Here is an 11164-nt window from a genome sequence, read left to right as displayed (position 1 = left end):
CTCGCGCAGCTGGCGCAGTTGCTGGCCCACCAGCGGCCCGCCGTAGTACGCCCGCACCGCCACCAGCTGCGCCTTGCCTTCGGCGAAGTCGATCACCTGCAAGGCGCCCGGGTGCTGGATCAGGCGCTTGATGTAGTTGGTGACCACCTGTTCCGGGCTGATCAGCACGTCCACCGGAATCGCTTCGTTGTCGAACAGCTCATCGGCGCGGGTCAGGTACGCGGCTTCGCGGACCCGGGCGATCTTCGTCGGCGTGTGGAACAGGGTGTGGGCGACCTGGCAGGCGACCATGTTGGTTTCGTCGCTGTTGGTCACCGCGACCAGCATGTCGGCATCATCGGCGCCGGCCTGGCGCAGCACGCTGGGGATCGAGCCGCGACCCTGGATGGTGCGGATGTCCAGGCGGTCGCCGAGGTCGCGCAGGCGTTCGCCGTCGGTGTCGACCACCGTGATGTCGTTCGCTTCGCTCGCCAGGTGTTCGGCCAGCGAACCCCCCACCTGCCCCGCACCAAGGATGATGATTTTCATCCAGTCACTCCATTGAATCCGTTTAACCGCGCGCGGCGGCGATCTTGATCAGCTTGGCGTAATAGAAACCGTCGTGTCCGCCTTCCTGGGCCAGCAACTGGCGGCCGTGAGGCTGTTTGATGCCCGCTGCGGTGGCGAGGTCCAGCTCACGGGCTCCCGGCGTGCGGGCGAGGAACGCCTCAATGACTTCGGTGTTCTCGGTCGGCAAGGTGGAGCATGTGGCGTAGAGCAGGATGCCGCCGACCTCCAGGGTTTTCCACATGGCGTCGAGCAACTCGCCTTGCAGCAGCGCCAGCGCGGCGATGTCATCGGGCTGGCGGGTGAGCTTGATGTCCGGGTGACGGCGAATCACCCCGGTGGCCGAGCACGGCGCGTCCAGCAGGATGCGCTGGAACGGTTTGCCATCCCACCAGGCCTGAGTGTCGCGGCCGTCGGCGGCGATCAGTTCGGCGTTCAGGCCCAGGCGATCGAGGTTCTCCCGTACCCGCACCAGCCGCTTGGCTTCCAGGTCCACCGCCACCACGCCGGCCAGTGCCGGCTGGGCTTCGAGGATGTGGCAAGTCTTGCCGCCCGGCGCACAGCAGGCATCCAGCACACGCTGGCCTGGCGCGAGGTCGAGCAGATCGGCCGCCAGTTGCGCGGCTTCGTCCTGCACGCTGATCCAGCCGTCGGCGAAACCGGGCAGGCTGCGCACGTCGGTGGCGGCCTCGAGGATGATGCCGTCGCGGCTATACACGCATGGGCTGGCAGTGATGCCCGCCGCGACCAGCAATTGCAGATAGGCATCGCGAGCATGATGGCGGCGGTTGACCCGCAGGATCATCGGCGGGTGTGCGTTGTTCGCTGCGCAAATTGCTTCCCACTGCTCAGGCCAGAACGCCTTCAGGGATTTCTGCAGCCAGCGCGGGTGGGCGGTGCGCACCACCGGATCGCGCTCCAACTCCGCAAACAGCGCTTCGCTTTCCCGTTGGGCGCGGCGCAGTACGGCGTTGAGCAAGGCTTTGGCCCAGGGCTTTTTCAGCTTGTCGGCGCAACCGACGGTTTCGCCGATGGCGGCATGGGCCGGCACGCGGGTGTAGAGCAATTGGTAGAGGCCGACCAGCATCAGCGCCTCGACGTCGGCGTCGGCGGCCTTGAACGGCTTCTGCAGCAACTTGGCCGCCAGCTCCGACAGGCGCGGCTGCCAGCGAGCGGTGCCGAACGCCAGGTCCTGGGTGAAACCGCGATCACGGTCTTCGACCTTTTCCAACTGCGTCGGTAGCGAACTGTTGAGTGAGGCTTTGCCGCTGAGGACGGCGGCCAGTGCCTTGGCGGCGGCCAGACGTGGATTCATTGCCCGAGCACCGTGCCGGTGGCGAATTTCTCGCGACGGCTGTTGAACAGGTCGCTGAAGCTCAGGGCCTTGCCGCCGGGCAATTGCAGGCGGGTCAGGCACAGCGCCTGTTCACCGCAGGCGACGATCAGGCCGTCCTTGCTGGCGCCGATGATTTCCCCGGGGCCGCCCTTGCCGTCTGCGAGGCTGGCGGCCAGGACTTTCAGGGCTTCGCCATTCAGCGTGCTGTGGGTGATCGGCCATGGGTTGAAGGCGCGCACCAGTCGCTCCAGTTCGACCGCCGGGCGGGACCAGTCGATGCGTGCTTCGTCCTTGTTCAGTTTGTGTGCGTAGGTGGCGAGGCTGTCGTCCTGCACTTCGCCTTCCAGAGTCCCGGCAGCGAGGCCGGCAATCGCTTGCACCACGGCGGGCGGGCCCATCTGCGCGAGACGATCATGCAGGCTGCCGCCGGTGTCTTCGGCGCTGATCGGCGTGGTGACTTTCAGCAGCATCGGGCCGGTGTCGAGGCCGGCTTCCATGCGCATCACGGTTACGCCGCTTTCGGCGTCACCGGCCTGCACGGCGCGCTGGATCGGCGCCGCACCGCGCCAGCGTGGCAGCAGGGAGGCGTGGCTGTTGATGCAGCCCAGGCGCGGAATATCCAGCACCACTTGCGGCAGGATCAGGCCATAGGCGACCACTACCATCAAGTCCGGTTTCAGCGCAGCCAGCTCGGCCTGAGCCTCTTCATTGCGCAGGGTCGGCGGTTGCAGCACCGTGATGTCGTGCTCCAGCGCCAACTGCTTGACCGGGCTCGGCATCAGCTTCTGCCCACGACCTGCCGGACGATCCGGTTGGGTGTAGACCGCGACGATCTCGTAAGGGCTGCTCAGCAGGGCCTTGAGGTGTTCGGCGGCGAATTCCGGGGTGCCGGCAAAGACAATGCGCAGTGGCTCGGTCATGGGTGGCTCTCTATTGCAAAGCTTCTTGAAAAGAAAAAGGCTTGCCGCGGCAAGCCTTTGAAGAGGGGCATCAGGCGTTCTGGCGGTGAAGCTTTTCCAGTTTCTTCTTGATGCGGTCGCGTTTGAGCGTGGACAGGTAGTCGACGAACAATTTGCCGTTCAGGTGGTCGCATTCATGCTGGATGCACACGGCGAGCAGGTCTTCGGCGATCAATTCGTAAGGCTTGCCGTCGCGGTCCAGCGCCTTGACCTTGACCCGTTGCGGGCGATCGACGTTTTCGTAGAAGCCCGGTACCGAAAGGCAGCCTTCCTGATACTGGCCCATGTCTTCGGTCAGGGGCTCGAGTTCAGGGTTGATGAACACTCGCGGTTCGGTGCGGTCTTCGGAAAGGTCCATCACGACAATGCGCTTGTGGACGTTGACCTGGGTCGCGGCGAGGCCGATGCCTGGAGCCTCATACATTGTTTCAAACATGTCATCGACCAACTGACGCACTTCGTCGTCCACTACGGCCACCGGTTTGGCGATGGTGCGCAGGCGCGAGTCAGGGAATTCGAGGATGTTCAAAATGGCCATAAGCTTGAGGACTGCACGTGTGAGGTATGGTCGGATCGGCGCCTGGCGAGTCCGAAGATGCAGGCTACCGTTGTAAAACGTAGCTCCCTTCTTCTCATAAGCAAGGCGGGAGCGAGCCACTGACGGCTCTGGCGTTTCACGCGAACGGACATAATAAAGGGATTCACCGCATGAGGAAATCACTACTCGCCCTGCTCCTTCTGGTCTCTGCCGGTTGGGCCCACGGGCAAGTGCAACTCAAGGAAGGTTTTCCACAGCAATACACGGTGGTCTCGGGGGATACGCTCTGGGGCATCTCGGGAAAATTCCTCCGCGAACCTTGGCAATGGCCACAGCTGTGGCAGGCCAATCCGCAAATCGAAAACCCCAATCTCATCTATCCCGGCGATACGCTCTCGCTGGTCTACGTCAATGGTCAGCCACGCCTGACCCTCGATCGCGGCGCGTCGCGCGGCACCATCAAGCTTTCGCCCAGAGTGCGCAGCAGCCCGGTGGCCGATGCCATTCCGAGCATCCCGCTCAAATCCATCAACAGCTTTCTGCTGAGCAACCGCATCGTCAACAAGGTCGAGGACTTCGACCAGGCGCCGTACATCGTCGCCGGCGATGCCGAGCGTGTGCTCAGCGGCATGGGCGACCGCATCTTCGCCCGTGGCCACTTCGACATGGCGCAGCCGGTCTACGGCATCTTCCGCCAGGGCAAGGTCTACACCGATCCGCAGACCCAGGAGTTTCTGGGGATCAACGCCGATGACATCGGCGGCGGCGAGATTGTCGCCACCGAGGGTGACGTCGCCACCCTGGCCCTGCAGCGCACGACCCAGGAAGTGCGCCTCGGCGATCGTCTGTTCAGCAGCGAGGAGCGCTCGATCAACTCGACCTTCATGCCCAGCGCCCCGAAAGCCCCGGTCGAAGGCTTGATCATCGATGTGCCCCGTGGCGTTACCCAGATCGGTGCGCTGGATGTGGTCACGCTGAACAAGGGCCAGCGCGATGGCCTGGTCGAAGGCAATGTGTTGGCGGTGATGAAAACCGGTGAAACCGTACGTGACCGGATCAGCGGCCAGCCGGTGAAGATTCCCGATGAGCGCGCGGGGCTTCTGATGGTGTTCCGCACCTACGACAAGCTCAGCTACGGGCTGGTGCTCAACGCCTCGCGCTCGCTGGCGGTGATGGACAAGGTACGAAATCCGTAAGCACGCTTCACAAGTTACCAACAGAGTTATCCACAGCTTATGCCCGCCTGGATGGGGGCTTATAACGATCAAGGATGATCCATGTCGCCATCTGCTGTTGCACCGGTTTCCCCCGCGGAACTGGAAGCTCGTCTACGTCTGCACCGCTTGCCGGACATCGGTCCGGCGCGGTTCAAAAAACTGCTCGAAGCCTTCGGCTCGGCGTCCAAGGCTATCAGTGCACCGGCCAGTGCCTGGCGGGCGCTGGGTTTGCCGCTGAGTTGTACGGAGGCTCGGCGTTGTCCCGACGTTCGCGATGGCGCCAGCCATGCGCTGGCCTGGCTGGAGCGTCCGGCCCAGCATTTACTGATGTGGGACCAGCCTGACTACCCTGCTCTCCTGGCGGAAATCAGCGACGCACCGCCCCTGCTGTTCGTGGCGGGCGACCCCGGGATTCTGGAAAAACCGCAGCTGGCGATGGTCGGCAGTCGTCGCGCTTCACGGCCGGGCATGGACACCGCCGCCGCGTTTTCCCGCAGTCTGGCCAGTGGCGGTTTTGTGATCACCAGCGGTCTTGCCCTCGGTATCGATGCCGCTGCCCATCAGGCGGCATTGGATGTCGGTGGACAGACTATCGGCGTGCTGGGCACTGGGCTTGAAAAGTTTTATCCACAGCGCAATCGTCGGCTGGCCGACGCGATGATCGACTCTGGCAGCGCGGTGGTATCCGAGTTCTCGCTGGACGCCGGCCCCAGTCCGAGCAATTTTCCACGACGCAATCGCATCATCAGCGGTTTGTCCCTGGGGGTGTTGGTGGTGGAGGCCAGTGTTGCCAGCGGCTCGTTGATCACCGCACGGCTGGCGGCGGAGCAGGGTCGCGAGGTGTATGCGATTCCAGGTTCGATCCATCACCCGGGGGCCAAGGGTTGTCATCAGCTGATCCGCGATGGCGCCGCCCTGGTGGAAACCGTCGAACATATCCTCGAAGCCCTGCGCGGCTGGCAGCAAGCGTCCTTCTCCCCCGCGCCGGTCAAAGCTGCGCGCCATCCATTGCTGGCGCTGCTCCACGCCGCTCCCCACACCAGTGAAGCCTTGGCCGATGCCAGTGGCTGGGCGCTGTCCAAAGTGCTGTCGGCGCTGACTGAACTGGAGATGGAAGGCAGCGCCATCTGCGAAAACGGGCGATGGATTGCGCGGGTGAGCTAGGTTTTATAAACAAGATCGGTAAACTGCGCAGAGCCTTATTCTGGAGAGTTTATTCATGGTCAACAGTTGGCGTGTGCAACAAGCCGCACGAGCTATTCGCGCCGGGGCGGTGCTTGCCTACCCAACCGAAGCTGTCTGGGGTCTGGGTTGCGACCCATGGGACGAAGAGGCAGTGGAGCGTTTGTTGCTGATCAAGGGCCGGTCTCCCGAAAAGGGTCTGATTCTGGTCGCGGACAACATTCGCCAGTTCGACTTCCTGTTCGAGGACTTCCCTGAACTATGGATGGACCGCATGGCCAGCACCTGGCCAGGGCCGAACACCTGGCTGGTGCCGCACCAGGACCTGTTGCCCGAGTGGATTACCGGTGTGCATGACACGGTGGCCCTGCGGGTCAGCGATCATCCGCAAGTGCGCGAGTTGTGCGCGCTGGTCGGGCCGCTGGTATCGACCTCCGCCAACCCCCAGGGCCGCCCGGCGGCGCGCACGCGGCTTCGCGTCGAGCAGTATTTCCGCGGCGAGGTGGATATGGTGCTGGGCGGGATGCTGGGTGGGCGCAAGAATCCGAGTGTGATTCGGGATCTGGCGACCGGCCGGGTTGTGCGCCCGGATTAAGACCGCATTATCGTTTTTCGCGGGCAAGCCTCGCTCCTACAGTTCCAGGTCGTACACCCATCGTGCGAACGACCGAAAACTGTAGGAGCGAGGCTTGCCCGCGAAGGCGTCCTCAAGGCAGAAGAACAACCGACCCAGTCGTACGCCGCGCCGAAAGCTCAGTCTGCGCCTTCGCCGCATCCGCCAGCGCAAACCGCTGACTGATATCCACCGTCAACTTGCCGCTGATGATCATCTCGAACAGCTCATCGGCCATGCGCTGCAGATTCTCGGCATTGTTGGCGTAAGTCCCCAGCGTCGGCCGAGTAACATACAGCGAGCCCTTCGCCGCCAGAATCCCCAGGTTCACCCCATCCACCGCGCCGGACGCATTGCCGAAGCTCACCACCAGTCCCCGCGGCTGAACGCTGTCCAGGGACGTCAGCCAGGTGTCCTTGCCGACGCCGTCGTACACCACCTGGACCTTCTTGCCGTCGGTCAACTCCAGCACCCGTTGAGCCACGTTTTCGTGGCTGTAGTCGATGGTCGCCCAGGCGCCGTTGGCCTTGGCCAGCGCGGCTTTCTCCGCCGAGCTTACGGTGCCGATCAATTTTACGCCCAGAGCCTTGGCCCACTGACAGGCCAGGGAGCCGACACCGCCGGCAGCGGCGTGGAACAGAACGGTTTCGCCACCCTTGAGTTCGTAGGTCTGACGCAGCAGGTACTGCACGGTCAAGCCCTTGAGCATGACCCCGGCGGCCTGTTCGAAGCTGATGGCGTCCGGCAGCTGTACCAGATTGGCCTCGGGCAGAACGTGCAGCTCGCTGTAGGCGCCCAACGGGCCGCTGCCATAGGCCACGCGATCACCGACCTTGAACCGGGTGACTTCGCTGCCGATCGCCTCGACCACGCCAGCCCCTTCCGAGCCCATGCCCGATGGCAGGGACGGTGGCGGATACAGTCCGCTGCGGTAATAGGTATCGATGAAGTTCAGGCCAATGGCCTTGTTGCTCACACGCACTTCCTTCGGGCCGGGCGCGGCGGGCTGGTAATCCACATACTCAAGCACTTCGGGGCCGCCATGGGCACGGAACTGGATACGCTTTGCCATCTGCTCTCTCCTGAGGTCGATTTACCAAGCGCCCTATCGAACTCCTAAGCTTGATCTTCGTCAACTGCGACGCGGCGAGGTGCAGTGTTATCCTGTGCAGCAATTTGCCGCCGGCTTTTAGAACGCCGTGTAGCTTTGCCCGATCCAAGGTGATGACATGACTACCCGCACCGAGGCCGTAAAAGCCTACCTGCTCGACCTGCAAGACCGTATCTGCGCTGCGCTGGAAGCCGAAGACGGCGGCACGCGTTTCGTCGAAGACGCCTGGACCCGGCCTGCCGGCGGTGGCGGACGTACGCGGGTGATCGAAAACGGTACGGTCATCGAAAAGGGCGGCGTCAACTTTTCCCACGTGTTCGGCAGCGGCCTGCCGCCGTCCGCCAGCGCCCACCGGCCGGAACTGGCCGGGCGTGGCTTCGAAGCCCTGGGCGTGTCGCTGGTGATTCACCCGCACAACCCGCACGTCCCGACTTCCCACGCCAACGTGCGATTCTTCATCGCCGAAAAAGAAGGCGAAGAGCCGGTCTGGTGGTTTGGCGGCGGTTTCGACCTGACTCCCTACTACGGCAACGTCGACGACTGCGTGCACTGGCACCGCGTCGCCGAACAGGCCTGCGCGCCGTTCGGTCCGGACGTCTACTCGCGCTACAAGGCCTGGTGCGACAGCTATTTCCACATCAAGCATCGCCACGAGCCCCGGGGCATCGGCGGCCTGTTCTTCGATGACCTGAACGAGTGGGACTTCGACACCAGTTTCGCCTTCATGCGCGCCATCGGTGACGCCTACATCGATGCGTACCTGCCGATCGTGCAGCGCCGCAAGCACGACGCCTTCACGGCCCAGCAGCGTGAATTCCAGGAATTCCGCCGTGGCCGTTATGTCGAGTTCAACCTGGTGTACGACCGCGGGACCTTGTTCGGCCTGCAATCGGGCGGTCGCACCGAGTCGATCCTCATGTCCCTGCCGCCGCAAGTGCGCTGGGGCTATGACTGGAAAGCCGAACCCGGCAGCGAAGAAGCGCGCCTGACCGAATACTTCCTGCAAGACCGCGACTGGTTGGCTGAGGCCTGAACGAGGATTGTTGATGGACCGCTACGTTGTTTTCGGTAACCCGATTGGCCACAGCAAGTCGCCACTGATTCACCGCTTGTTCGCCGAACAGACTGTGCAGCAACTGGACTACAGCGCCTCGCTGGCGCCGCTCGATGGTTTTACCGACTTTGCCCGGGCGTTTTTCCTCGAAGGACGCGGCGCGAATGTGACCGTGCCGTTCAAGGAAGAAGCCTTCCGCCTGGCTGACAGCCTGACCGCACGCGCGCAACGGGCCGGCGCGGTGAACACCCTGAGCAAGCTCGCCGACGGCACCTTGCTGGGCGACAACACCGACGGCGCGGGCCTGGTTCGCGATTTGACGGTCAATGCCGGCTTCAGCCTGGCGGGCAAACGCATTTTGCTGCTCGGTGCCGGCGGCGCGGTGCGCGGTGCGCTGGAACCTTTGCTCGCCGAACAGCCGGCGTCGGTGATCATCGCCAACCGCACCGTGGACAAGGCCGAGCTGCTGGCGGAACTGTTCAGCGACCTGGGTCCGGTATCGGCCAGCGGCTACGACTGGCTGGAAGAGTCGGTCGACCTGATCATCAACGCCACGTCCGCCAGCCTGTCCGGCGACGTTCCACCGATTGCCGGCAGCCTGATCGAACCGGGCAAAACGGTCTGCTACGACATGATGTACGGCAAGGAGCCAACCTCGTTCTGCCGCTGGGCCAGCGAACAGGGTGCGGCGGTGTCGATGGATGGTCTTGGCATGTTGGCCGAACAGGCGGCGGAAGCCTTCTTCCTGTGGCGCGGCGTGCGCCCGGATACGGCGCCGGTGCTGGCCGAATTGCGCCGCCAATTAGCCGCGTAACACCCATCTCCTGTAGGAGCGAGCACGCTCGCGATGGTCGTCAACGATAACGATGGGGGTCTGGCTTCCCGCGGTGTCTGTGCGTTCATCGCGAGCGTGCTCGCTCCTACAGGGGGCAGCGTTTCAATCTTCGAAGCGGATCGGGCATTTCTCCGCCCCTTCCAGCTTGCGCAATTCCTCCACCACCTGCGGACGCGCCCGGCGCAGGGTCAGGCTGCGATCCTGACGCAGCAACCGCCGCGCCTCCTGATGCAGCATCTCCACCCCTGAATAGTCGATGAAGTTGATCTGCTGCGCCTCGATCACCACCCGCGCGCCGTGCATGCGTTGCAACCGCACTTGCAGGTAATGGCTGGCGCCGAAAAAGATCGAACCGCCCACCCGCAGAATGTCCTCGTCGCCATCGCGCACATGCTGTACCCGTGGTTGCGAGGTGCGCTTGAGGTAGAAGAACAGCGACGCCAGGACGCCGGCATAGATTGCCGTCTGCAATTCCAGCAAGAGCGTGGCGGTGCAGGTCAGGGTCATGACCACGAATTCGGCGCGACTGACCCGCAGCAACGCGCGAATGCCGCGATGGTCAACCAGGCCCCAGGCGATCAGCAGAATGCTGCCGGCCATGGCCGGGATCGGGATGTGCTCGATCAACTGCGCGCCGAACACGGCGAACAGCGCCACCCACATCGCCGAAAAGATCCCCGCCATGGGTGAGCAGGCCCCCGCTTCGTAGCTCAGACCCGAGCGGGTGAAGGAGCCGGCTGACAGAGATCCGGAGAAAAACGCACCGATGATGTTGGACAAGCCCTGGGCGCGGACTTCCTGGTTGGCGTCGAGTAATTGCTGCGAACGTGCCGAGATCGAGCGGGCGATCGACAGGCTGGTGACCAACCCGAGCATGCCCACGGCCACTGCACTGGGCAGCAGGCGCAGGATCAGCTCGAGGTCCAGCGGCAGCGGGCTGAAGGGTGGCAGCCGGCCGACGAAGGCGCTGACCAATGCCACGTGACCGAACATCGACGGCCACAGCCACACCAGCAGCGAGGCCATTACGAGAGTGATCAACAGCGTTGGCCAGCGCGGCAGCCACAACTTGAGGAGCATGCCCACCACTACCGTCGCCAATCCCAGCAACAGCGAAGGCTTGTCGATCTCAGCGAGGTGCCTGAACAGCGTGATGAAGCTGTCCAGCGCGGTGGCCTGGCTTGGCAGGTCCAGCCCCATCAGGTTGGGCAACTGGCCGATGGCGATCACCACCGCTGCGCCCAAGGTGAAGCCGAGCACCACGGAGTGGGAGACGAAGTTCACCAGCGCACCGAAGCGCAGCATTCCCAGCAACCATTGGAAAATGCCGGCCAGGAAGGTCAGCAACAGAATCAGGGTGACGTAGTCCTGCGACGCCGGTACGGCCAGGGGACTGACGCTGGCGTATAGAACAATGGAAATCGCCGCCGTAGGACCGCAGATCAAATGCCACGACGAGCCCCACAGGCACGCGATCAAGACCGGAATGATCGCCGCATACAGGCCGTACTCCGGCGGGAGACCGGCGATCAGGGCGTAGGCAATGGATTGCGGCAACGCGAGAATGGCGCCACTCAAGCCGACGATCAGGTCGCGGCCGACACTGCTGCGGGTTTGGCGGGGCAACCAGCTGAGAAAAGGGAAGAGTGAATGGCGGCTGGGCAGGGCCATGGGTCCTCTCGGTGAATGACTTCAATTGCGTCAGGGTGGTGTGTCAGTTGTCGCAGTGCAAGGGCATCAATCGAATCGCGAGCAGGCTCGCTCCCACAATGG

At 63.5% G+C, this 11164-nt stretch carries 11 protein-coding genes; 5 read left to right on the top strand and 6 right to left on the bottom strand.

Annotated features, from left to right (window positions below; translation table 11 throughout):
• The 4 genes from K9857_RS27150 to def form a co-directional block, all read right to left on the bottom strand.
• Nucleotides 1-528 (bottom strand): NAD-binding protein (locus K9857_RS27150; protein WP_224541142.1); only part of this gene is annotated, 528 nt, incomplete at its 3' end.
• 22 nt (nucleotides 529-550) lie between these two features.
• Nucleotides 551-1861, bottom strand: coding sequence for a 16S rRNA (cytosine(967)-C(5))-methyltransferase RsmB (gene rsmB / locus K9857_RS27145; RefSeq protein WP_224541140.1), 1311 nt, complete (start codon nucleotides 1859-1861; stop codon nucleotides 551-553).
• Complete coding sequence (gene fmt / locus K9857_RS27140) at nucleotides 1858-2802, bottom strand: methionyl-tRNA formyltransferase (protein WP_224541139.1); 945 nt, start codon at nucleotides 2800-2802, stop codon at nucleotides 1858-1860. The genes rsmB and fmt overlap by 4 nt, the downstream gene beginning before the upstream one ends.
• Nucleotides 2803-2872: 70 nt before the next feature.
• Complete coding sequence (gene def, locus K9857_RS27135; protein WP_175375710.1) at nucleotides 2873-3379, bottom strand: peptide deformylase; 507 nt, start codon at nucleotides 3377-3379, stop codon at nucleotides 2873-2875.
• Between the two features lie 170 nt (nucleotides 3380-3549).
• Between def and K9857_RS27130 the strand changes: the two genes are divergently transcribed.
• The 3 genes from K9857_RS27130 (at nucleotide 3550) to K9857_RS27120 (ending at nucleotide 6373) form a co-directional block, all read left to right on the top strand.
• Nucleotides 3550-4575 (top strand): LysM peptidoglycan-binding domain-containing protein, encoded by a 1026-nt coding sequence (locus K9857_RS27130; RefSeq protein WP_224541137.1) that lies wholly within the window; start codon nucleotides 3550-3552, stop codon nucleotides 4573-4575.
• 81 nt (nucleotides 4576-4656) lie between these two features.
• Nucleotides 4657-5760, top strand: coding sequence for a DNA-processing protein DprA (gene dprA / locus K9857_RS27125; protein WP_224541135.1), 1104 nt, complete (start codon nucleotides 4657-4659; stop codon nucleotides 5758-5760).
• 55 nt (nucleotides 5761-5815) lie between these two features.
• Entirely contained in the window at nucleotides 5816-6373 is a 558-nt protein-coding gene (locus K9857_RS27120) for an L-threonylcarbamoyladenylate synthase (protein ID WP_224541133.1), read from the top strand.
• A gap of 112 nt (nucleotides 6374-6485) precedes the next feature.
• On the opposite strand, the gene K9857_RS27115 is transcribed toward K9857_RS27120, so the two are convergent.
• Complete coding sequence (locus K9857_RS27115; protein ID WP_224541131.1) at nucleotides 6486-7463, bottom strand: NADPH:quinone reductase; 978 nt, start codon at nucleotides 7461-7463, stop codon at nucleotides 6486-6488.
• Nucleotides 7464-7620: 157 nt separating this feature from the next.
• Here K9857_RS27115 and hemF point away from each other — a divergent pair, with 157 nt between their 5' ends.
• Nucleotides 7621-8535, top strand: a complete 915-nt coding sequence (hemF, locus tag K9857_RS27110; protein ID WP_224541129.1) for an oxygen-dependent coproporphyrinogen oxidase — start codon at nucleotides 7621-7623, stop codon at nucleotides 8533-8535.
• Nucleotides 8536-8548: 13 nt separating this feature from the next.
• Nucleotides 8549-9370: a shikimate dehydrogenase gene (gene aroE, locus K9857_RS27105; RefSeq protein ID WP_224541127.1), complete on the top strand. Its 822-nt coding sequence runs from the start codon at nucleotides 8549-8551 to the stop codon at nucleotides 9368-9370.
• Between the two features lie 123 nt (nucleotides 9371-9493).
• Here the strand turns inward: aroE and K9857_RS27100 are convergent, their stop codons facing one another.
• Nucleotides 9494-11062, bottom strand: coding sequence for a SulP family inorganic anion transporter (locus tag K9857_RS27100; RefSeq protein WP_224541125.1), 1569 nt, complete (start codon nucleotides 11060-11062; stop codon nucleotides 9494-9496).
• Nucleotides 11063-11164 lie beyond the last annotated feature (102 nt).

Origin of the sequence: Pseudomonas sp. REP124 (assembly GCF_020164475.1) — a bacterium.
Taxonomy (GTDB): domain Bacteria; phylum Pseudomonadota; class Gammaproteobacteria; order Pseudomonadales; family Pseudomonadaceae; genus Aquipseudomonas.
Note: the sequence above shows the minus strand (reverse complement) of the source record. Positions and strands in the feature narration are given on the sequence as shown.

Excerpts from the sequence above, each read along its gene's own strand:
- K9857_RS27100 (WP_224541125.1), bottom strand. The coding sequence starts at position 11,062 with ATGGCCCTGCCCAGCCGCCATTCACTCTTCCCTTTTCTCAGCTGGTTG.
- dprA (WP_224541135.1), top strand. The coding sequence starts at position 4,657 with ATGTCGCCATCTGCTGTTGCACCGGTTTCCCCCGCGGAACTGGAAGCT.
- K9857_RS27115 (WP_224541131.1), bottom strand. The coding sequence starts at position 7,463 with ATGGCAAAGCGTATCCAGTTCCGTGCCCATGGCGGCCCCGAAGTGCTT.
- aroE (WP_224541127.1), top strand. The coding sequence starts at position 8,549 with ATGGACCGCTACGTTGTTTTCGGTAACCCGATTGGCCACAGCAAGTCG.
- K9857_RS27130 (WP_224541137.1), top strand. The coding sequence starts at position 3,550 with ATGAGGAAATCACTACTCGCCCTGCTCCTTCTGGTCTCTGCCGGTTGG.
- fmt (WP_224541139.1), bottom strand. The coding sequence starts at position 2,802 with ATGACCGAGCCACTGCGCATTGTCTTTGCCGGCACCCCGGAATTCGCC.
- rsmB (WP_224541140.1), bottom strand. The coding sequence starts at position 1,861 with ATGAATCCACGTCTGGCCGCCGCCAAGGCACTGGCCGCCGTCCTCAGC.
- def (WP_175375710.1), bottom strand. The coding sequence starts at position 3,379 with ATGGCCATTTTGAACATCCTCGAATTCCCTGACTCGCGCCTGCGCACC.
- K9857_RS27120 (WP_224541133.1), top strand. The coding sequence starts at position 5,816 with ATGGTCAACAGTTGGCGTGTGCAACAAGCCGCACGAGCTATTCGCGCC.
- hemF (WP_224541129.1), top strand. The coding sequence starts at position 7,621 with ATGACTACCCGCACCGAGGCCGTAAAAGCCTACCTGCTCGACCTGCAA.